Consider the following 22,644-nt stretch of genomic DNA (forward strand, 5'->3'; position numbering starts at 1 on the left):
ACTTACATTGACTCATCTGAACCTTTGAATCGTTATTTTACACCTCAAAATCAATACTTATTACAGTATCCTGGACGCACAGTAGAACCTTGAGCTAAGACGCTTAAAATCTTGTAGTGCAACGTATATTCGTAATTAAATTTATTGCTATACCTTATTTACACAATTCTGTTTATCTGCTGATAAACCAATTTTCGTACTTTATTTATTTCCAATTAGTGGAGCGTATAATGCAAAACGTCCTTAATTTAGCACCGGAGTGCAAATTAACAAACGAACTAGAAGTCCCTGTTATTACAACACCGTATGACTTAACACCAGATGAAATGTTATTAAGCCAAGAACATTATGAATCTGAAGTTCGTTCATATCCTAGACGTTTACCTATTGCTATCAAAAGTGGCCGTGGTGCGATTATTGAGGATACTAAAGGACAAATATATCTAGACTGTTTAGCGGGCGCTGGTGCATTACCCTTAGGTTACAACCACAGTGAAATCAACCAAGTATTGATTAACCAAATCAATGCCGGTGTGCCTTACCAAACATTGGATTTAACAACACCTAGCAAAGATGCATTCATCAAAGCGGTGATGCAATTTCTACCGACTAACTTTGCTAAAACAGCGCGTATTCAATTTTGTGGACCATCTGGCGCTGATGCAGTAGAAGCCGCTATCAAACTAGCTAAGTTATACACCAAGCGTAATACCATGATTTCATTTCACGGTGCTTACCATGGTATGACTAATGGTTCTTTATCTTTAACGGGTAACTTAAGCTCTAAAAGTCGTCGCACTGGATTAATGTCAGACGTACATTTTATGCCTTTCCCATACAACTTGCGTTGTAAATTTGGTTTAGGTGGTGAGGAAGGCGCTGCGCAAAGCATTCGTTATCTTGAATCTGTCTTATGTGATGATGAATCAGGTATCACTAAACCTGCTGCCATCATCGTTGAACCAATTCAAGGTGAAGGTGGCGTATTACCCGCTCCCAAAAAATGGCTACAAGAATTGCGTCGTATTGCAACTGAACATGGCATTTTATTGATTTTTGACGAAATTCAATGTGGTATTGGCCGCAGTGGTGACCACTTTGCGTTTGAAGAATCAGGTATTGAACCTGATGTACTTATCTTGTCTAAAGCCATTGGCGGCGGTATGCCAATGTCGATCATTTTATTTAATGAAAAATTTGACTGTTGGAATGCAGGCGAGCACACAGGTACTTTCCGAGGCAACCAACTTGCGATGGCTAGTGGTGCAAAAACATTAGAAATTATTCAACGTGATAACCTTGCTCACAATGCATTGCAACGTGGTGAACAACTTCGTGCTGCATTACGTGCAATTCAAGCTGACTTTCCACAAATTGGTGAAGTACGTGGGCGTGGTTTGATGAATGGTATTGAAATAGTTAAACCGGGTGTATTAAATAGCTTGGGTCAAGCCGAAGCAGATCCAGCATTAGCAATTGCAATTCAACGCGCAGCATTAGAGTTAGGTTTGATCATTGAAAAAGGTGGCCGTCGTGGAGCGGTATTACGCTTCTTGCCACCACTTATCATTAGTGAAACGCAAATAGAATTTGTTGCAACGACAATGGCAAAAGCCATCAAAATTGCGGTGGAAGCACAATAATGACCCAAGCTAATAACTGGTCAAATTATTTCGCTCAGCTTGGTGAAAACCAAGCTTTTGAGCAAGCGACCCAGCAAACACAAGATGCTATCAATGCCTTGTTTAAGCATTCACAAAATGCATATTCAGGTGTCGAACCTACGTTATTAAAACAGCAGATTAATGCGGTGGATTTTTCGCAAGCAGCTCCTTTGCAAGAAGTAATAGCAACCACCAATGAATTGATCGCTAAAAATTCTCTATTAGTGCAACATCCTCATACGATTGCACATTTGCATACTCCACCGTTGATTGCATCAATTGTGGCAGAGCATTTTATTGCCGCATTAAATCAATCAATGGACTCATGGGATCAAGCTCCCGCTGCGACTTTTGTTGAACAGCAAATGGTTGATTGGTTGTGTAAAACTTACCAATTAGGTGAACGCGCTGATGGTGTATTCACTAGTGGTGGCACGCAAAGTAATTTAATGGGTTTACTACTGGCTCGCGATTGGTTTGCTTATCAGCAATCAAAACATGATGTTCAGCAGGATGGTTTACCTGATTACGCACAGAAAATGCGTATCATCTGTTCAGATAAAAGCCATTTTACTGTACAAAAGTCTGCATCATTAATGGGATTGGGCGAACGCAGTGTGGTGTTAGTTAAAACCAATGTGCAAGGCCAAATCGATGTTAATGAATTACAACTAACCATTGATGCATTAAAAGCACAGGATTTGTTACCTTTTGCTGTCGTAGCAATGGCGGGTACGACGGATCATGGTGCAATTGATGATTTACAAACGGTGGTTGAAATTGCTCGTGCAGCAGGTTGTTGGTCGCATGTCGATGGTGCTTATGGTGCAGCGCTACAACTTAGCGAAGTACATAAATCTCGTTTGAAAGGTATTGAATCTGCCGACTCTGTCAGCGTAGACTTTCATAAACTATTTTACCAAACAATCAGTTGTGGTGCCCTGCTTATTAAAGATAAAGCTAACTTTAATACTTTGTTGCACCATGCAGATTATCTAAATCGTGAAGGTGATGAGTTACCTAATTTGGTTGATAAAAGCATTGCAACGACAAAGCGTTTTGATGCATTAAAGCTATTTATGACGCTCAAGGCTGTCGGAGCAACACAGCTCGGAGAGTTTTACGATTATTTATTAGACTTAACACAGCAAGTTGCAGTAAAAATTGATCAAAATAAGCACTTTGAATTATGTTGTACACCAGTATTATCAACCGTGTTGTTCCGTTTATCGCCGGTTATACAGGGTGAGTTAACTGATCTGGAATTTGATCAAGTACATCAAAAATTGCGTTTGAAACTATTAACAAGTGGTGAAGCAGTGATTGCTGAAACAAAAGTTAATGGGCAATTAGCGTTAAAATTCACACTGTTAAACCCTTGTTTAACCTTGCATGATTTTGATACCTTAATCGTAAAAATAGAAAACGCAACGCAAGCGATTATCAAGAAATGAATATATAGATAGAAAAAATAAGTAAATAGGTTAATAGGTTAATAGAAAAGTAGTTAATCCGTTCTAATTACATACGGTTAACAATAAAGTTAGCTTGTTAGTTGTGTTAACAACAAACTAGCTAACTGTTAATTAAGCAGTACAGAGCACACATGAGATTACTAACACTAACTTAAGGTTAAGTAGTAGTTAGCTAAGCAATAAAAATTTAATGAATAGGGACTAAAAAAATGTCTGTACTACAAATTGGCGCCGGTGGCGTAGGATGGGTGATAGCACACAAATGCGCACAGAATAATGATGTATTCGGCGATATTACTATTGCCTCTCGCACTATTTCTAAATGCGAAAAGATTATTACCTCAATCAAAGGTCGTAATAATCTTAAAGACAGCAACAAAACTATCAACGCTGTAGCGATTGATGCCGACGATATTTCAGCCTTGATTGCTTTGATTAATCAAGTACAACCCGATCTAGTGATCAATGCAGGTCCTCCATGGGTGAACGTGGCGATCATGGAAGCATGTGTACAGACTAAAACGGCTTATCTAGATACGTCTGTTGCGACTGATCTTTGTAGCCCAGGTCAACAAGTGCCTGAAGCATACGATCCACAATGGGCTTTTGCCGATCGTTTCAAAGAAGCTGGTATTACAGGTATTTTAGGTGCTGGGTTTGATCCAGGTGTAGTAAGTGTATTTGCTACTTACGCTCATAAACACCTATTCGATGAAATCGATAGCATAGATGTTATGGATGTTAATGCAGGCGACCATGGCCAAAAATTTGCAACTAATTTTGACCCTGAAACAAATATGTTAGAAATTCAAGGTGACTCTTTCTACTACGAAAATGGAGAATGGAACCAAGTTCCTTGCCATAGCCGTATGATGGAATTTGATTTCCCAGTTGTCGGTAAACAAAAAGTTTATTCTATGGCACATGATGAAGTACGTTCAATGGCAGAGTTCATTCCAGCAAAACGTATTGAGTTTTGGATGGGCTTTTCAGACAGCTACTTAAACTTCTTCAACGTAATGCGTACTATCGGCTTATTAGATACAAAACCTGTTACAACCTGTGATGGTATTACTGTTGAACCGCTTAAAGTATTAAAAGCAATATTACCAGACCCAACCTCACTAGCACCTGGCTACACAGGTAAAACCTGTATTGGTACTTGGTTACGCGGTAAAAAAGATGGCGTAGCTAAAAGTGTCTTTATTTACAACATTTGTGACCATAAAGAGTCATATAATGAAGTAGAACACCAAGCTATCTCGTACACTACTGGTGTGCCAGCTATCACAGCCGCTTTACTTTATTTCCAAGGTAAATGGAGCGATAAAGGTCTATACAACGTTGAACAACTAAACCCAGATCATTTCTTAGAATTAATGCCTAAAATTGGTTTGAGTTGGGAAGTAATGGAGCTTGAGGTCAAATAGACTGCAGTTACTAACTTATCTATCAAGGCGAAGTTCAAACTTCGCCTTTGTTTTTTAAATACCTTACCCGTCGAGAAAGCGTCATGTCGTTACAACAGCAACACCTCAATACGCCCTACTTTATGATCAATGAACAAGCTTTGATCAATAACCTAGAAAAAGCGAAGCAGTTGAAAGAAATATCAGGCGCTAAATTAGTGCTGGCTTTAAAATGTTTTTCTACTTGGGGTACCTTCGATACTATTAAACCTTATTTAGACGGAACAACTAGTTCTGGCCCCTACGAAGTAAAGTTAGGCCATGAAACCTTTGGTGGTGAAACGCACGCCTACAGCGTGGGTTATTCAGCTGCAGATATAGAAGCGGTTAAACCCCTTGCAGATAAGATCATTTTTAATTCGTTATCACAACTTGAAGCGCATTACACAGCTTGTAAAGACAATGCATCGCTTGGTTTACGTATCAACCCCGAAATGAGTGTTGCAGGACAAGATTTAGCCAACCCAGCACGCCCTTATTCTCGTCTGGGCGTTAAACAACAGCTTTTAAGTGTAGATGTACTCGATAAAGTTGATGGGTTTATGTTTCATATGAACTGCGAAAATAAAGATACTGATGCCTTTATTGCTGTCCTTGACCATATCTCAAGCACATTTTCAACTTACTTAGATAAGCTTTCATGGCTTAGTTTAGGTGGCGGTATATTCTTTACTTACCCGGGTTACCCCATCGAAAAACTAGGATTAGCGCTAAAAAACTTCGCTAAAAAACATGATTTACAAGTTTATCTTGAACCAGGTGAAGCCATTATTACGCGTACTGCAGATTTAGTGGTGAGTGTGATTGATATTGTTGAAAATGACAAGAAAACTGCCATCGTTGATAGTGCTACCGAAGCGCATCGTTTAGATACACTAATTTATAACGAACCTGCGTCGATTAAAGAAGCAACACAAGGTGCTGCATACAATTATGTGATTGGTTCATGCTCTTGTTTGGCGGGTGATCAGTTTTGTGAAACACAGTTTGAACAACCCTTAAAAATAGGTCAAAAGCTACATATTGAAGACAGTGCGGGTTACACCATGGTCAAACTAAACTGGTTTAATGGTTTAAAAATGCCAAGTATTTATTTTCAAAGAGTTGATGGTCGTATCGATCTGTTAAACGAGTTTAATTACCAACATTTCAAAGATACTTTAGGTCGATAGAAACTATATGACCTGTAAGAATAAGTATCTGAATTAGCTGTATTCAAGCAACTTTAACTAGTATTAACTAAAGTTGCTTGATGAGTGAATTAGAAAGCTTAATTAGAAAAATAAGTAGAAAGTTATTCAGCTAGATAATTGGCAATAATCTAATATTTTTCAATGCTCTAGCTGATTTTTTAAATCCTCAAAGCAGACTATAAAGGTTGCTCAGAATTATTCTGCTGTACAGCAATGGCTTTTAACGCTTGTGTCTGTAGCTTTTCTTGAATGTGGCTTAAGTCAATCAAACCATATTTATACTCAATAAAATCTTTTACATTGGTTGCAACGCTTAATTTTAAATAATAAATGCCTTTGTTAAGGTTATTATTATTCATATGCCAATGTGCTAAGTAATAATAAGCTTCACATAAACGCTGTGCTAACTCATCATTTGTTTCTACACCATTTGCGATATTGTCAAAAAAGTCTTTTTCAGATAAATCGCCGTTGATAACATCAATAATCGCCCATGCAAAGCGCTTATCTTCTTCTTCCGGTTGTACTTCCTTCAATTGCCCTTCCGCTAGCTTTTGATCCACGTGCGCATTAATAATATAACGCCACAATGAACGATAAGGGTCACTTTTATCAAGCTCGTAAAAATGCTCTATATCTTTCTGCGCACCATCATACCGATCCACTAGTGATAAACCTATGGCTCGGTGAAGGTAGCTGTATTGCATTTTATCGGACAGTTCAATCGCTGAATCGAACGCGTCGAAAGCTTCGTCATAGGCTTCACCCATTAATAGGTAAACACCTAATGAGTTATAGGATTGAGCAAAGGTTGGATCAACCTGAATCGATTGAGTGAAATCATAACGACTATGCGCATTAAGTCCCATTCGATCGTAAATTAATCCGCGCTCATACAATAAAGCAGCGCGTTGCTTATCATCGACTTTATCTTTGTCGGCAATTAATTGATTAATACGTAATAATTTGACTTCATCTTGGTATGTTATTTGTAGCGGAGTCGCGAGAGGAAAGACTGAATTACCGTTACCGGTAGCTTTTAAAGTATAACTTTTACTTTCATGTTGATTGTTTGAACACGCAGTCAATGTGGCAAAAGACAGGACAATAGCCCATTTATTAAAAGATAATCGCATCGTTGAACCCTTATAAACAAGATTTTCAAGAGTGTACCATATCATTGATAATGTAAAGTTTTACCCATTATATTCAATAAATAATCACTATTTTTCACGGAATAAGGCGTATTGATGACAATATATTTACAATAAAAGAGTGGCTGATGACTTAAATTTGTTACAGATAGGCAATAGGCTATCACCATATTCACGCACTTTATCTTTTATTATGTAGCCCTTTATTGTTCGGCACTTTATTGATAAGAGGTTTATTGATAAGAGGTTTATTGATAAGAGGTTTATTGATAAGAGCATTATTTATATTAGCTTTAGTTTGTCATATCTTTTTTAAAACCAATTATATAAACCCGATGCAATAAACCCATAATATAAAGCAAGTTAACGGATACAAAAAAGCACTGCCATGCAGTGCTTTTTAAATTGATGTAAACGGGCTATAAAATCAATTACATCAGAGCGTCTTGATCAGCGCCTTCTTTTTCAATCACTTCAGGGATCATGTGTTCACGCGATATACCAAGGTTAATCGCTAACGCACTGGCGACATAAATTGAAGAATAAGTACCAACAAAGATACCAATTAACAACGCAGTCGCAAATCCGTGAATGAGCGCCCCACCGACAACAAACAAAGAAATTAATACAAAAATAGTCGTACTTGATGTAATGATTGTTCTGCTTAATGTTTGTGTTAAAGATTGGTCAACAATCTCTTCAGGTGTTGCTGTTGCAATGAGTCTGAAGTTTTCACGAATACGGTCAAATACTACGATCGTATCATTGAGTGAGTAACCTATTACAGCTAATAAAGCCGCTAACACTGTTAGATCAAATTCAATTTGGAATAACGAGAAAACACCTAACGTGATGATGATATCGTGTCCCAAGGCTAATACAGAGCCCATCGCTAATCGCCATTCAAAACGCATGCTCACGTATAACATGATACAGATAAGTGCGATGATGATAGCAATACCACCATTCTCAGCCAGCTCATCCCCCACATTTGGCCCAACGAACTCTATGCGACGCATATCCACATCACCGAAATCACCAGCTGTTAGTGCGTTTAACACTTGATTACCGATCACTTGCCCTTTAACACCTTCACGTGGTGCTAAACGAACCATCACTTCATGGCTGCTACCAAAATGCTGTACAACAGCATCGGGAAAATCAGCTTCACTTAAGGTTAAACGTACATCCTCTAAATTAGCAGGTTGTTGAAAGCCAACCTCAATTAATGTTCCACCGGTGAAATCTAATCCCCAATTTATCCAATTTGTACTTAATGACCCTACCGAGATAACCACTAATAAAATGGATAACCAAGTTGCAGGCTTTGCATATTTCATGAAGCGAATGGTTTGCTTCGATTTAATTAATTCCAACATAGTTGACCCTGCTTAGATTGAAAGTTTTTTAATATCATTGCGGCCACCCCATAGTGCATTAACAATTGCACGGGTACCGAAGATAGAAGTAAACATTGAAGTTAAGATACCGATTGCCAGTGTCACAGCAAAACCTTTGATTGAGCCAGTACCTACAGCAAACAAAATAACGGCGGTAATAAAGGTGGTAATATTCGCATCCGCAATGGTAGAGAATGCATTAGCATAACCTTCATTAATAGCACGTTGAACCGACTTACCAGCATGTAACTCTTCACGAATACGTTCAAAAATAAGTACATTAGCATCAACAGCCATACCAATGGTTAATACAATACCTGCAATACCCGGCAAGGTTAATGTTGCCCCTGGGATCATCGACATCAAACCAACAATCATCACAAGATTAAGTATCAATGCAGTATTTGCAACCGCACCAAACTTACGGTAGTAAATAAACATAAAGATAACCACGGCTAACAACCCATAGATCATTGCTTTCATACCATTATCGATATTTTGCTGACCTAGACTTGGACCAATCGTACGTTCTTCTACGATTTGAATCGGAGCGGTTAATGCACCTGCACGTAATAACAACGCTAAGTTATGCGCTTCAGCAGTATTATCTAAACCAGTGATACGGAAACTACGCCCTAACTGAGCTTGAATAGTGGCTACGTTAGCGACTTCTATGCGTTTTTTAGTTTCTGATTTGCCATTGGCTTTCTTTTTACCCGTTGGTAAATATTCAATAAATAAAGTGGCCATCGGCTTACCGATATTATCTTTAGTAAAACGTGACATTTTACTGCCACCTTTAGAGTCTAAAGAAATATTTACCTGTGCACGTCCATATTCATCAGCACTCGATTGAGCATCAACAATGTGATTACCCGTTAAGATAATTTTTTTCTTGATAACAACAGGAGTGCCATCGCGCTCTTTATATAAAACTGAAGAAGCTGGAATTCGACCCGCCAAAGCATCCGATAAATCAGTATCAGAATCAACAGGATGGAATTCTAGCGTTGCCGTTGCACCTAGTATTTCTTTGGCACGCGCCGTATCTTGAATACCCGGCAATTCAACCACAATGCGGTCTACACCTTGACGCTGAACAAGCGGCTCTGCAACCCCTAACTCATTAACACGGTTACGTAAAATACTTAGATTTTGTTGCAATGCATCTTCTTTTGCAGACTTTAATTTTTCTTCTGTCATGCTAATAGTTAAGTAGAAAGCACCGTTATTTTCTTTTTCGCTAAACACAAAACCTGGGTTGATCGGTTTTAAGTAATCAATTGCACTATCTAAAATCTTTTGCGATGTAAAACGCAATATTACGCCGGTTTCAGTAGATGCTTTTTCGATACCACGAAAACGTATTTTTTGCTCACGTAATTCAGCACGTAAGTCTTGTACCATTTGATCTTGTTCTTTACTGATCGCTTCATCCATGTCCACTTCCATTAAGAAATGTACACCGCCACGTAAGTCAAGACCGAGTTTTAAAGGACCACCACCAATCGCTTCTAACCAAGCAGGTGTCGATGGGGCTAAATTTAATGCTGTCACAAAACCATCGCCTATTTGTGCGCTGATAGTTTCACGAGCAATTAATTGATCTTCACTAGAAGAAAGACGCACTAAGATTTGACCATTTTCTAATGCGGTTGATTTAGGTGAGATATTAACTTGTTTTAAAATATCTTGAACTTTGTCTAAAGTAGATAGTTCAACTTTAGCACCACGTGTTGCAGAAACTTGTACAGCAGGGTCTTCTGCATAGAGATTGGGTGCAGCATAAACGAGAGTAAATAAAACGATAAACCCAAGTAGTAAATATTTCCAAAGAGGGTATTTGTTTAACACAATAATGTCCTTTATTTGATGCTAAAGGTAAAGAGAACAAAAAAGGCAGGATAACCTGCCCTTCTTATTTAGATTGATTTAAGCGTACCTTTAGGCAGTACCGCTGAAATGAAATCTCTTTTGATTACGATAGTGTTATTTTCATTTAACTCTATTTGAACGTATTCACTTTCAGCACTGATTTTAACAACACGACCAATTAGGCCACCAGATGTTAGTATTTCATCGTTTTTGCTGATGCTTTCCATCAGGTTTTTATGCTCTTTAGTGCGACGCGCTTGAGGGCGGTAGATCATAAAGTAGAAGATAGCTGCAAAAACAACTAACATAAAAATCATTTGCATGCCGCCGCCTTCTGCCGAACCTTCCGCTGCTGCATGTGCTTGAGAGATAAATAAACTCATGTTATATCCTTTATTGTATAAAAATTAAACTATGTAATAGTATGGTAATTGTATTGTGTTATCAATTATTTAGAACTGGTTTTTCTTTTCCAATTCGCTTATAAAATATATCAACAAACTCGTCTAATGTACCTGCTGAAATGGCATCACGCAAACCTTTCATCAAACGTTGGTAATAACGTAAGTTATGGATCGTGTTTAAACGAGCTCCAAGTATTTCTCCACACTTGTCAAGATGATATAAATAAGCGCGCGTATAGTTTTTACAAGTGTAACAATCACACTCTGCATCTAGTGGGCTAGTATCTTCACGGTGTTTTGCGTTACGAATTTTAATCACACCATCGGTAGTAAATAAGTGACCGTTACGTGCATTTCTTGTTGGCATTACACAGTCAAACATATCCACACCACGACGCACACCTTCTACAAGATCCTCAGGTTTACCCACGCCCATTAAATAACGCGGTTTATCTTCAGGGATCTTAGGTGCAATGTATTCTAAAATACGGTGCATATCATCTTTTGGCTCGCCGACTGCTAGCCCGCCGATAGCATAACCATCAAAGCCAATCTTAGTTAAACCATCTAACGACACATCACGTAAGTGCTCAAAACAGCCACCTTGGATAATACCAAACAATGCATTGGGGTTTTGTAACTCATCAAAACGTTGACGACTACGTTCAGCCCAACGTAGAGAAAGCTTCATTGACACGTCTGCTTCTTGCTCTGTTGCAGGATACGCAGTACATTCATCGAAGATCATGACGATATCTGAACCTAGGTCATACTGGATATCCATGGAAACTTCCGGAGATAAAAATACTTGGTCACCATTAACAGGGCTTCTAAAGTAAACACCTTCTTCTTTGATTTTACGCATTTTACCCAAGCTGAATACTTGGAAACCACCTGAGTCAGTTAGTATTGGTCCACTCCAATTCATAAAGTCGTGTAAATCACCGTGTTGACGGATCACTTCTTGTCCTGGGCGTAACCAAAGGTGGAATGTGTTGCCTAACAATATTTCTGCGCCTGTTTCATGTACTTCTTCAGGCGTCATGCCTTTTACCGTACCGTAGGTGCCAACAGGCATAAACGCAGGTGTTTCCACAGTACCGCGTTCAAAAGTTAAACGGCCACGACGAGCGCGACCATCGGTTGTTATTAATTCATATTTCATGGTTTTCCTTATCAGAGAAACAGTCTGATTTTTGATTGAACAATTATTAAAACGAACTGAATCATGACCTTTGATCTAAGTCATTGATTTGAGTTTTAATGTCTTACTTTTTTAGATTAATAGCTTAAAAAGCTCTTTTTAAGGCTTTATTAATTAGTTTTCAGTTAATTTTTAGTTAGTTTTTTTAGTTAAAAACATTGCATCGCCATAACTAAAGAAACGGTATTTGTTTTCAATCGCAGTTTGATAAGCTTTATCTATATTTTCTTTGCCACAGAAAGCACTGACCAACATTAATAAAGTTGATTCCGATAAGTGAAAATTAGTGATCATGGCATCAACTACCTGGAACTGATAACCCGGATAGATAAAGATACTGGTTTCAGAAAAGAAAGGAGCAAGCGCCAGCCCTTTTGCTAAGGTAACACTAGCAGCACTTTCCACGGAACGTACCGACGTTGTGCCAACCGCAATCACTCTGCCACCCGCCGCTTTAGTGGCATTAATTTTATCCACAACTTGTTGCGATACCTCTGCATACTCGCTGTGCATTTGATGATCGAGTATATTATCAACTTTAACTGGCTGAAAAGTCCCAGCCCCCACATGCAAGGTAACAAAGGCGAAATCGGTTCCTTTTGCCGTTAACTTATCTAAAATGGCTTGATCAAAGTGCAATCCCGCAGTTGGCGCAGCAACAGCGCCGGGATTTTTATTATATACCGTTTGGTAGCGTTCTTTATCGGCATCTTCATCGGGTCTATCGATGTAAGGGGGTAAAGGCATATGGCCAATACGCTCTAAAATTTGTAATACCGTCTCATTGCTGTCCACTTTAATTTCAAATAATGGACCTTGACGCTGCACCATTTCAGCCTTAACGTCATTTTCTAATAATAACTGACAACCTGGTTTAGGTGATTTTGAGCTACGAACATGGGCTAGAAAAGACTTCTCATCTAATACCCGCTCCACTAGCACCTCAATTTTACCGCCCGTTTCCTTACTACCAAATAAACGCGCTGGAATAACCCGTGTATCGTTAAAGATAAGTAAATCATTAGCATTCACTAAATCAATAATATCAGTAAAGTTTAAATGGCTTAATTCGCCCGCGTTTGCCTGTAATGAAAGTAAGCGACTATGGGTACGCTCCGGCGTTGGGTAACGCGCAATCAATTCTTCAGGAAGGTGAAAAGAAAAATCAGCAACTTTCATGTAACGGTTCCAGTAAATAAAACGCGCAGTATACCTGATGCCACATGGGCTGAAAAGGTTTCTCGATTTTAAAAGCAGCAGAAATATAAAAGCGAAGCTGAATACATTCAACTTCGCTTTTATAAATAGCAACGCTTGTGGGATAATCTGTCGAGCTTTACTCAATCAATGAATTGATCTCTTCTTCTGTTGCGTGTCGAACGTCAATCCCTTTTACTAAGTACACGATTTGCTCACAGATATTTTGGCATCTATCACCAATACGTTCGATAGCACGTGCAGAGGCTAATACATTTAATACAAAGGGTACAGAACGCGGATCTTCCATCATAAAAGTCATCAGTTCACGTAGGATACTCTCGTACTGACGATTTACTTTTTTGTCTTCATTATGCACAGCAATAGCAGTATTAATATCTAAACGAGTAAAAGCATCTAAAGCATTATGTAACATTTTTAATACAATCTGCCCCATGTTCTCTAGCCCAATTAATGAAGGCACTTTTTTACCGTGATTCTCAATGACCATTTTAGCAATCGCAACAACACTGTCCCCCACTCTTTCAAGCTCAGTTATCGTTTTCATAATGGTCAGTATTAAGCGTAAATCACTGGCGGCTGGCTGGCGCTTAGCAATGATTCGTGAACAATCTTGATCCACTTTGGTTTCAAATTGATTCACTTCATTATCTTTAACTATTACTTTACGCGCTAGCTCTAAATCATTATCTGCCATTGCTGATAAAGCATCGCCTAACTGTTGTTCAATGAGTCCACCCATCTGCATAACTTGGTTACGCACACTTTCCAGTTCACTATTAAATTGTCCTGAAATATGACGGTTTAAGTTTAAGTTTTCCATTTTTTTTCCTTATCTAACCGTAACGACCGGTGATGTAATCTTCTGTCTGTTTTTGTTTTGGTGAAGTAAACAATGTATTCGTATCTGAGTATTCAATCAATTTACCCATGTACATAAAGGCGGTTTGATCCGAGACACGCGCCGCCTGTTGCATGTTATGTGTCACAATCACCACGGTAAATTTTTTCTTAAGCTCAGTAATCAGTTCTTCAATCGTTAGTGTAGAGATAGGGTCTAGGGCAGAGGTAGGCTCGTCTAATAACAACACCTCTGGTCCAATTGCGATAGCACGAGCAATCACTAAACGTTGCTGTTGCCCACCAGAAAGACCAAAGGCATTATCGTGTAGCCTATCTTTCACTTCATTCCATAAAGCGGCACCACGCAGTGATGTTTCACAGGCTTCATCCAGTGTACGACGATCGTTTATCCCCTGTAATCGTAAGCCATATACCACATTCTCATAAATTGACTTTGGAAAAGGATTAGGACGCTGAAATACCATGCCTATACGACGACGTAAAGATGCAACATCTACCGATTTATCATAAATATTGATGCCTTGTAACTCTATATTACCGTCTACACGACAAATCTCTACGAGGTCATTCATGCGATTAATACAACGTAATAACGTTGATTTACCACAACCCGATGGTCCGATAAATGCGGTGACTTTACCCTTTGGTATTTTCATCGATACGTTATGTAACGCTTGTTTGTCACCGTAAAACAGATCTAAGTTTTTAATCTCCAATGCTGTATTTTCAGCGGTTAAAGCACTTAAATCATTACCTTTTACATTTAAATTTGATAAATCAATCATTGTCTTTCCTAATCTTTATTCACACACAAGACTGTGTCTGTTTTTAAAATGTGTCATTGATCATGTGCAGCCATGCGCGACTATTATCAACGCTGGCTGCGTATTATATTGTTATTTTTAATGCTCTAATGAGCGGTATTTTTCACGTAAATTATTACGGATTGAAATGGCCGCTAAATTTAAGCCAATAATCACAGTCACTAATAAGAATGAAGTGGCATACACCAGTGGTCTTGCCGCTTCTACATTTGGACTTTGGAAACCAACATCATAGATGTGGAAGCCAAGGTGCATGAACTTTCTATCCAAGTGTAAGAATGGGAAATTGCCATCTACAGGTAACGTGGGCGCTATCTTCACCACACCAACCAACATTAAAGGAGCTACTTCACCCGCGGCGCGAGCAACGGCTAAGATCAGTCCCGTCATAATAGCAGGGCTCGCCATTGGAATAACAATACGCCATAACGTTTCCGACTTGGTTGCGCCTAATGCTAATGAACCTTCGCGTAGTGTACTTGGGATGCGGCTTAGTCCTTCCTCAGTTGACACAATTACCACGGGTAAGGTCAAAATAGCCAAAGTTAACGCTGACCACAATACACCAGGAGAACCAAAAGTAGGTGTTGGTAATGCTTCTGGGTAAAGTAGCTGGTCAATACTGCCACCTAAGATATACACAAAGAATCCTAAACCAAATACACCGTAAACAATTGACGGAACCCCCGCTAAGTTAATCACAGCAATACGAATAAATTTAGTAATATTATTTTTTCCGGCATATTCATGCAGATAAATAGCAGCAACCACACCAAATGGGGTAACGATCACAGCCATTAACATCACCATGAATACGGTACCAAAAATAGCAGGGAAAACACCACCTTCGGTATTAGCTTCTCGCGGGTCGCTACTTACAAACTTATAAACCTGATGGAACCAATGCCCTACTTTCTGCATAAAGCTCATGTCATTAGGTTGATAGAAATCTAAGATATAAGATAACGGCATCGTTACTAAACGCCCAGTCATATCTTTCACTACCACACTATCGCGTTTAGCTTGATCTCGGTAATCAAATAACTCATTTTCTAATGCTAAGTACTCGGCGCGTAAGCTATCACTTTGAGCAGCAAATTCAGCGACCTTTTGTGCTGTTAAACTACCATCAAGCTCTAATTTTCGTTTATTTAAGCGAATTCGATCTAAGTCGTAGTTGATACGCCCAATATCACCAGTCAGCAATGCATGCTCTTTGTCTCGAAATTCAAGCGCACGTTCAATGCGCTTATTTAACTCATCAACCAAGCCACTTTTTTCAATATTTAACTTCTGCTTACCCTCATTGATAGCGTCAAGGTATCCATAAAAATTACCGTTTTTGGTTCTTTCAAACACAACAATATCGTTGGCAATTTTTTTATCTTTAATAATAGTTTCCAATATCCATTGGAAATCCAAATCAACATACTCACGGTTACCTATTTTAATCAAAAAGCGTTGCAAAGAATCGCCTTCGTTCTCAAGACCGATCACCCCTGCATCAAGTAACTGTTGCTTTAGTACACTTTCAGTGTCGTATATTTCACCTATTAATACTGATTTTTGACCTTGCTCATTTTGCATATCAAACTCATACACAGTAGCAGGCCAAAAGAAACTTAATCCTCTCCATCCGATTAATAAGAACAACCCTATTACAGCAATCAAACTCAAACTTACAGCGCCACCGGTCATCCAAATCCACGGTGTGCCTGATTTAAACCACTTACCCATAATAACTAACTCCTATTTATAGGCTTGAATATTTTTCACGCAAACGCTGACGAACAAACTCAGCAATGGTGTTGAAAAAGAAGGTGAAGATGAACAATACAAATGCGGCTAGGAATAGGACGCGGTAATGTGAACTACCCACTTCAGATTCAGGCATTTCAACAGCAATATTCGCTGATAAAGAACGCATACCTTCAAAGATGTTCCAATCCATAATCGGGGTATTACCCGTCGCCATTAGTACGATCATAGTTTCACCCACTGCGCGTCCCATACCCATCATCACCGCAGAAAAAATACCTGGGCTAGCGGTTAAAATAACCACTTTAGAAAGAGTCTGCCAACGTGTTGCTCCTAACGCCAATGACCCCATTGTTAAACTCTTTGGTACACTAAAAATAGCATCCTCAGCAATCGAGAAAATGGTTGGGATAACTGCAAACCCCATCGCAATACCAACAATAAGCGAGTTACGTTGGTCAAAATTAATGCCTAATTCATTAGTCAAATACATACGCGTATCACCATTGAATAACCATAATTCAAGCGTATCGCTAAAGGACATAGATAAATAACCCGCAGCCACCAAAATAGGTAATAGGACCAGCGGTAACACACCTTCGCTGATTTTATCGCTTAATGACTTGGGTAAATTCGACCAAATCAGGGCTGCTACTAACACGCTAGCAGGTAAGGTAATTAATAATAATATGATCCCAGGTAATTGGCTTTCAACAATAGGTGCTAACCATAGGCCTGCTAAAAACCCTAAAATAACCGTAGGTAATGCTTCCATGATTTCTACGGTAGGTTTGATATAAGTTCTAATGCTTGGCGCCATAAAGTAAGCAGTGTAAATAGCCGCTGAAATACCAATGGGCACAGCAAATAACATGGCATAGAATGCTGCTTTGATGGTACCAAATGAAATCGGTACTAAACTCATTTTTGCTTCAAAGTCATCACTTGCAGATGTCGACTGCCACACATATTGCGGTTCAGGATATCCCTCATACCAAACTTCTTGCCATAATGCAGACCAAGTGATCTCAGGATGTTCATTTTCAACATGATAAAGTGTAATAGACTTGCTATCTGCGCTGAGGATTGCATTCGCACGCGGAGAGATAGCTACGATTAAGTTACCTGCTTCAGTAATAGACTCAGTTAATAACTCAGTTTCGCCTGTGGTATGAAAAATAGATAAGTCACCGGAAGCTGTCGTGGTTAAAAAACCTTTACGGAAAAACTCAGGAACAATACTAGTCACCGCTGATGATGATTTAAAATCACGAATGAAAGTAAATTCACGTTTATTATCACTTAACACTTCAAACCACTGGCTGATCACACCGTTATCATTAGCGACTAACAATGAACTAGCTCCGGTTAGTAAAGCCATATGACTAACATTACTACCTTTTGCATTGATTTTAAGTGCCGCAGTGATATGTATATTGTTAGTTTCGGAAACATCGTAAACCAACAAATCATTTCCACTACGTACAAATAATTTGCTCAGATTAGGTGTTAATAGTAATTGATCTACTTGTTGAGGAAATGAAGGTAATTTAAATAACGATTGCTCCCAAACCGTTTCATCGGTCATCATATTTTCTTCAGCGGTTAATAGTAGAAACAACCCTTCGCCATTACCTTGTACTGCAGCTAAACCGGCATATTCAGGATTTATCTCAAAAGCTAAATGCGTTAATGCTTGCTTATCTTCAGAAACAATAAAATTATCTTCACCAAGAGGGAAACTAACTTCAGGCGTAATTAAGCGTTTATCTTTGGGATAAGATGTCACAAAACTTGGTTTAACAATCTTCACTTCACCTCGATCATTACTGATTGCATAAATACCCGTAGACGCCATTGTTTTAGCAATATGCTGAGTATTAGTTAAGGCTTGGTACTGTAGTAAGTTTTCGCCTAAATCATTTTTCCTCAATGAATAAAAGCTTAATAAACCTTGTTCATCCAGCTGGTAGCTAACTTCATTTTGCTCATCCAGACCCAATGCATAAATTTTTGTTGAATCTTGACGTTGAAAGGATTGTGTTTGTTCGATACTCACGGGTGCAAAAATAGGCAATACGACATACAATAAATACCCAAAAATTAATAACAATGCGACAAGCACCAATGTGCCGCCTCCTGTTACACCATATTTAACCAACTTATCCTTAACCACTCGCTTTTTATTCGCTTGCAGCGTGGTCGCTAAATCACGTTCCATTTACTATCTCCAACATAATTGATGTGGACGATTATATTGCTCTTATGTGACAGTTATATGACAACCTTATTGATACTGACATTTATAGTAACTGCATTAAATAACCAATCAATTTTGCTGGTTAAAACGCATCTCTTGCAGGTTTTAAATTTTGTAAAGAAAAGGCATTGCGTTACAAATATTGCAGATAAATCTCATAGATAAAAGCTTGAGATTGTTACTGAAGTAAAAGTCATATCTGCCAGTAAGGTAAGGTTTAGATGATGTAATCAAAGTAGAGAAAGATGGGGAGGAATTTTAGATCAAAAAAAAGGAGACAAAATGCCTCCTTCTTCAATTATGTTAATCAATAATGATTAAGCTAGCGCTTTTTTTGCAACTTCTACTAAATGAGCAAATGTTGCTTTATCAAATACAGCGATGTCAGCTAGGATCTTACGATCGATTTCAACAGAAGCCTTTTTAAGACCATTGATGAAACGGCTGTAAGATAATCCGCTAATACGAGATGCAGCGTTAATACGTGCAATCCATAGTTGACGGAACTGACGTTTACGTTGACGACGGTCGCGGTAAGCGTATTGACCAGCTTTAGTTACTGCTTGAACTGCTACGCGATAAACACGTGAACGAGCTCCGTAATAACCTTTAGCTTGTTTTAAGACTTTTTTATGGCGTGCACGAGCTTGTACACCGCGTTTTACTCTTGGCATTTTATATATTCCTTACTTAAGCGAATGGTAACATTCTGTTAATACTAGGTACGTCTACTTTAGCTACCATGCTTTGAGCACGTAGATGGCGTTTACGTTTAGTAGATTTCTTAGTAAGGATATGACGTAAGTGAGATTGCTTACGTTTAAAACCACCAGAAGCAGTCTTTTTAAAGCGCTTTGCAGCACCTTTGTTAGATTTCATTTTAGGCATTGCGAACTCCGCATTGTTAAAATATTAAATTAAACCAGTAAGGCGAGTAAATAGTGCGAATATTCTCACATTCGCACATCAATACTACTTTATGCCTTAGCTAGCACGTTTAGGGCCAAGTACCATCACCATTTGACGACCTTCCAGCTTAGGGAAGGATTCGACAGTTGAGATTTCAGCTAAATCGTTTTTAACGCGATTTAGTAATTCCATCCCAAGTGATTGATGCGCCATTTCACGACCACGAAAACGTAGCGTTACTTTGGCTTTGTTACCCTCTTCAAGAAAGCGTATCAGGCTGCGTAGTTTTACCTGATAATCGCCATCATCAGTCCCAGGACGGAATTTTATTTCCTTCAACTGAACCTGTTTCTGATTCTTCCGTTGTTCTTTAACGGATTTACTCTTTTCAAAGAGAAATTTGCCATAGTTCATGATGCGACAAACTGGCGGCTCAGCATTTGGGCTAATTTCTACTAGATCCAAATCTGCGTCAAATGCCATGTTTTTTGCTTCTTCTAAAGAAACAATACCTACCGGCTTACCTTCTGAATCAGAAAGACGTACTTCAGTACCAGTTATTTCATCGTTTAAACGATGTTTATTGCCCGTTTGCGGGGCTTTTTTTGCACCTTTTATAACAAATTCCTCCAAGTGATTTATGATCGTGCGATGATTTCTTGTTTTACATGGTCAACAAAATCATTAACCTGCATTTTACCAAGGTCATCACCCTTACGTGTTCTTACTGCAACTTCATTTGCTTCGACCTCTTGGTCACCCACAACTAATAAGTAAGGAACGCGCTTTAATGTATGCTCGCGGATTTTAAAGCCTATTTTCTCATTTCTCAAGTCCGAAATGGCTCTAACACCCGATTTTTTCAATTTATTTACTACTTCCGTGACAAAATCAGACTGTTTGTCCGTAATATTCATCACAACCACCTGTTGAGGTGATAACCAAGTTGGGTAAATACCTGCATACTCTTCAGTTAAGATACCAATGAAACGCTCTAAAGAACCAAGGATTGCACGGTGAATCATCACTGGTGTATGTCGTTCGTTATCTTCACCAACATAAGTTGCGTCTAAACGACCCGGCATTGAAAAATCTAACTGTATTGTACCACATTGCCATGCACGACCTAAACAATCATACAAGGTAAATTCTATTTTTGGACCATAGAAAGCACCTTCTCCTGGCAAGTACTCAAACTTAACACCGTTTTCATCTAATGCATTTGCTAAAGCTGCTTCAGATTTATCCCATGTAGCGTCATCACCAACACGTTTTTCAGGACGAGTAGATAATTTAACCACAATATCTTCAAAGCCAAATGTTTTATAACATTCAAATACCATATTGATACAAGCAGATACTTCTTCAAGAATTTGAGCTTCTGTACAGAATATATGCGCATCATCTTGTGTAAAGCCACGTACGCGCATTAAACCATGCAAAGAACCTGATGGCTCGTTACGGTGACATGAGCCAAACTCAGATAAACGTAATGGTAGATCTCGGTACGATTTTAAACCTTGATTAAAGATTTGTACGTGACCAGGACAGTTCATTGGCTTGATTGCATAATCTCTGTTTTCACTACAAGTACAGAACATGCCATCTTTATATTTATCCCAATGACCCGATTTTTCCCATAAAGAACGATCTAGAATCTGTGGTGCTTTTACTTCTTGGTAACCAAAAGCTACGGTCTGTTCGCGAATGTAACTTTCAAGCTCGCGGAAGATAGTCCAACCATTTGGATGCCAGAACACCATTCCTGGCGCTTCTTCTTGCATATGATAAAGATCTAACTGCTTACCAATTTTACGGTGGTCACGTTTAGCAGCCTCTTCAAGACGTTTTAAATAAGCATTTAACTGTTTTTTGTCTGCCCAAGCTGTACCGTAGATACGCTGTAGCATTTTATTATCAGAGTCAGCACGCCAATATGCGCCTGATACTTTCATCAATTTAAACCATTGGCTAAATTTCATCATCGGTACATGAGGACCACGACACATATCGATATATTCTTCATGATGATATAAACCAGGACGATCTTCTTTATCAATACCTTCAAGAATTTCTAATTTGTATGGTTCATTACGTTCAGTGAATACAGCAATAGCTTCATCAACGCTGACTTTCTTTTTAACAACTTGATAGTTAGTTTTAACTAACTGTTGCATGCGTTTTTCAATTTTAGCTAACTCTTCATCATTAATGGTTACATCAAGATCAATATCATAGTAAAAACCATTATCAATGGTTGGTCCTATTGCCATTTTTGCTTGTGGATACAATTGTTTAATTGCATGGCCTAACAAATGAGCACAAGAGTGACGTAATATTTCTAAACCTTCATCATCTTTATTGGTGATGATTGAAACTTCTGCATCGTGTTCAATAGGGTCACAAGCATCAACAAGTTGTCCGTTAACGCGACCTGCAATACAAGCTTTCGCTAAACCGGGGCCGATATCTGCTGCGATATCCATAATTGAAGTAGTAGTGTCAAATTGACGTTGATTTCCATCGGGAAGAGTAATAATTGGCATGCTAATTCCTCACAGTGATGCTTCCAACCAAAAAGCATTTGTATTTGTTAAAATTGAGGAAAGTATTTTAGAGTATTAAGGAGCACAATAAAAGGTATTGAAGGTTAATTTATCAATACTCCCCTAAATTCTATCTATTTTTATGCGTCGGCTTTGTCAATCGTCTCTTGGTCAAACAATTGTCCCTTGAATAGGTTTTGTAATACATCTTTATTACTTGCAACATATAACCCTAACTCTTCCAGTTGCTGATCATCCAATGAAACTGGACTCTGGCTTAAGAACAATGCAATTTGATCAGCGCTATCGAGCATTTTATCGTATGCATCCGCTTCTTTCTTACTGGTAAAGGTCATTTTTTCAACACCTTTTCTTTCTACTATGTATTTAATGATGACTGCCACGGTGGCCTCTTTTAATAACTAAT

At 38.6% G+C, this 22,644-nt stretch carries 19 protein-coding genes; 4 read left to right on the forward strand and 15 right to left on the reverse strand.

Annotated elements, in window-relative coordinates; all coding sequences use genetic code 11:
• Positions 1–230: 230 nt before the first annotated feature.
• The 4 genes from GQR44_RS05710 (at position 231) to nspC (ending at position 5,780) form a co-directional block, all read left to right on the forward strand.
• On the forward strand, positions 231–1,643 hold the full coding sequence (locus GQR44_RS05710) for a diaminobutyrate--2-oxoglutarate transaminase family protein (protein WP_166370183.1): 1,413 nt from the start codon (positions 231–233) through the stop codon (positions 1,641–1,643).
• On the forward strand, positions 1,643–3,118 hold the full coding sequence (locus tag GQR44_RS05715; RefSeq protein WP_166370185.1) for an aspartate aminotransferase family protein: 1,476 nt from the start codon (positions 1,643–1,645) through the stop codon (positions 3,116–3,118). The genes GQR44_RS05710 and GQR44_RS05715 overlap by 1 nt, the downstream gene beginning before the upstream one ends.
• A gap of 230 nt (positions 3,119–3,348) precedes the next feature.
• A complete protein-coding gene (locus tag GQR44_RS05720) occupies positions 3,349–4,569 on the forward strand; it encodes a carboxynorspermidine synthase (protein ID WP_166370187.1) in 1,221 nt (406 codons plus the stop codon).
• A gap of 83 nt (positions 4,570–4,652) precedes the next feature.
• Entirely contained in the window at positions 4,653–5,780 is a 1,128-nt protein-coding gene (gene nspC, locus GQR44_RS05725; RefSeq protein WP_166370189.1) for a carboxynorspermidine decarboxylase, read from the forward strand.
• 197 nt (positions 5,781–5,977) lie between these two features.
• On the opposite strand, the gene nlpI is transcribed toward nspC, so the two are convergent.
• The 15 genes from nlpI to GQR44_RS05800 all read right to left on the reverse strand — a co-directional run bounded on the left by nlpI (position 5,978) and on the right by GQR44_RS05800 (position 22,621).
• Positions 5,978–6,937 (reverse strand): lipoprotein NlpI, encoded by a 960-nt coding sequence (gene nlpI / locus GQR44_RS05730; RefSeq protein WP_166370191.1) that lies wholly within the window; start codon positions 6,935–6,937, stop codon positions 5,978–5,980.
• Positions 6,938–7,386: 449 nt separating this feature from the next.
• Positions 7,387–8,334, reverse strand: a complete 948-nt coding sequence (gene secF / locus GQR44_RS05735; protein WP_166370193.1) for a protein translocase subunit SecF — start codon at positions 8,332–8,334, stop codon at positions 7,387–7,389.
• Positions 8,335–8,346: 12 nt separating this feature from the next.
• Complete coding sequence (secD, locus tag GQR44_RS05740) at positions 8,347–10,209, reverse strand: protein translocase subunit SecD (protein WP_166370195.1); 1,863 nt, start codon at positions 10,207–10,209, stop codon at positions 8,347–8,349.
• Positions 10,210–10,277: 68 nt separating this feature from the next.
• Entirely contained in the window at positions 10,278–10,613 is a 336-nt protein-coding gene (yajC, locus tag GQR44_RS05745) for a preprotein translocase subunit YajC (RefSeq protein ID WP_166370197.1), read from the reverse strand.
• A 61-nt stretch (positions 10,614–10,674) separates the two neighbouring features.
• Positions 10,675–11,799: a tRNA guanosine(34) transglycosylase Tgt gene (gene tgt, locus GQR44_RS05750; protein WP_166370199.1), complete on the reverse strand. Its 1,125-nt coding sequence runs from the start codon at positions 11,797–11,799 to the stop codon at positions 10,675–10,677.
• 171 nt (positions 11,800–11,970) lie between these two features.
• Complete coding sequence (queA, locus tag GQR44_RS05755) at positions 11,971–13,017, reverse strand: tRNA preQ1(34) S-adenosylmethionine ribosyltransferase-isomerase QueA (RefSeq protein ID WP_166370201.1); 1,047 nt, start codon at positions 13,015–13,017, stop codon at positions 11,971–11,973.
• Between the two features lie 157 nt (positions 13,018–13,174).
• Positions 13,175–13,879, reverse strand: a complete 705-nt coding sequence (gene phoU, locus GQR44_RS05760; RefSeq protein ID WP_028867646.1) for a phosphate signaling complex protein PhoU — start codon at positions 13,877–13,879, stop codon at positions 13,175–13,177.
• A 13-nt stretch (positions 13,880–13,892) separates the two neighbouring features.
• Entirely contained in the window at positions 13,893–14,705 is an 813-nt protein-coding gene (gene pstB, locus GQR44_RS05765) for a phosphate ABC transporter ATP-binding protein PstB (protein ID WP_166370203.1), read from the reverse strand.
• 117 nt (positions 14,706–14,822) lie between these two features.
• Positions 14,823–16,484 carry a phosphate ABC transporter permease PstA gene (gene pstA, locus GQR44_RS05770; RefSeq protein WP_346774325.1) on the reverse strand — a complete coding sequence of 554 codons (1,662 nt, stop codon included), beginning with the start codon at positions 16,482–16,484 and terminating at the stop codon, positions 14,823–14,825.
• Between the two features lie 13 nt (positions 16,485–16,497).
• Positions 16,498–18,723: an ABC transporter permease subunit gene (locus GQR44_RS05775; protein WP_166370207.1), complete on the reverse strand. Its 2,226-nt coding sequence runs from the start codon at positions 18,721–18,723 to the stop codon at positions 16,498–16,500.
• Positions 18,724–19,079: 356 nt separating this feature from the next.
• Positions 19,080–19,436, reverse strand: a complete 357-nt coding sequence (gene rplT / locus GQR44_RS05780; RefSeq protein WP_025564056.1) for a 50S ribosomal protein L20 — start codon at positions 19,434–19,436, stop codon at positions 19,080–19,082.
• A gap of 16 nt (positions 19,437–19,452) precedes the next feature.
• The gene (gene rpmI, locus GQR44_RS05785; protein ID WP_025564055.1) at positions 19,453–19,650 is read right to left on the reverse strand and encodes a 50S ribosomal protein L35; all 198 of its coding nucleotides are present in this window, start codon (positions 19,648–19,650) and stop codon (positions 19,453–19,455) included.
• Positions 19,651–19,746: 96 nt separating this feature from the next.
• Positions 19,747–20,304: a translation initiation factor IF-3 gene (gene infC, locus GQR44_RS05790; protein ID WP_205962978.1), complete on the reverse strand. Its 558-nt coding sequence runs from the start codon at positions 20,302–20,304 to the stop codon at positions 19,747–19,749.
• Positions 20,305–20,309: 5 nt separating this feature from the next.
• Positions 20,310–22,217, reverse strand: a complete 1,908-nt coding sequence (thrS, locus tag GQR44_RS05795) for a threonine--tRNA ligase (protein WP_166370209.1) — start codon at positions 22,215–22,217, stop codon at positions 20,310–20,312.
• 140 nt (positions 22,218–22,357) lie between these two features.
• The gene (locus GQR44_RS05800) at positions 22,358–22,621 is read right to left on the reverse strand and encodes a YebG family protein (RefSeq protein WP_166370211.1); all 264 of its coding nucleotides are present in this window, start codon (positions 22,619–22,621) and stop codon (positions 22,358–22,360) included.
• Positions 22,622–22,644: the final 23 nt, after the last annotated feature.

The sequence above is a fragment of the Psychromonas sp. SA13A genome (genome assembly GCF_011378715.1).
Classification (GTDB): Bacteria; Pseudomonadota; Gammaproteobacteria; order Enterobacterales; family Psychromonadaceae; genus Psychromonas.

Coding starts and splice junctions, on each gene's coding strand:
- pstB (WP_166370203.1), bottom strand. CDS start 14,705: ATGATTGATTTATCAAATTTAAATGTAAAAGGTAATGATTTAAGTGCT.
- nspC (WP_166370189.1), top strand. CDS start 4,653: ATGTCGTTACAACAGCAACACCTCAATACGCCCTACTTTATGATCAAT.
- tgt (WP_166370199.1), bottom strand. CDS start 11,799: ATGAAATATGAATTAATAACAACCGATGGTCGCGCTCGTCGTGGCCGT.
- yajC (WP_166370197.1), bottom strand. CDS start 10,613: ATGAGTTTATTTATCTCTCAAGCACATGCAGCAGCGGAAGGTTCGGCA.
- GQR44_RS05775 (WP_166370207.1), bottom strand. CDS start 18,723: ATGGAACGTGATTTAGCGACCACGCTGCAAGCGAATAAAAAGCGAGTG.
- GQR44_RS05710 (WP_166370183.1), top strand. CDS start 231: ATGCAAAACGTCCTTAATTTAGCACCGGAGTGCAAATTAACAAACGAA.
- secF (WP_166370193.1), bottom strand. CDS start 8,334: ATGTTGGAATTAATTAAATCGAAGCAAACCATTCGCTTCATGAAATAT.
- thrS (WP_166370209.1), bottom strand. CDS start 22,217: ATGCCAATTATTACTCTTCCCGATGGAAATCAACGTCAATTTGACACT.
- rplT (WP_025564056.1), bottom strand. CDS start 19,436: ATGCCAAGAGTAAAACGCGGTGTACAAGCTCGTGCACGCCATAAAAAA.
- rpmI (WP_025564055.1), bottom strand. CDS start 19,650: ATGCCTAAAATGAAATCTAACAAAGGTGCTGCAAAGCGCTTTAAAAAG.
- GQR44_RS05715 (WP_166370185.1), top strand. CDS start 1,643: ATGACCCAAGCTAATAACTGGTCAAATTATTTCGCTCAGCTTGGTGAA.
- phoU (WP_028867646.1), bottom strand. CDS start 13,879: ATGGAAAACTTAAACTTAAACCGTCATATTTCAGGACAATTTAATAGT.
- nlpI (WP_166370191.1), bottom strand. CDS start 6,937: ATGCGATTATCTTTTAATAAATGGGCTATTGTCCTGTCTTTTGCCACA.
- GQR44_RS05720 (WP_166370187.1), top strand. CDS start 3,349: ATGTCTGTACTACAAATTGGCGCCGGTGGCGTAGGATGGGTGATAGCA.
- queA (WP_166370201.1), bottom strand. CDS start 13,017: ATGAAAGTTGCTGATTTTTCTTTTCACCTTCCTGAAGAATTGATTGCG.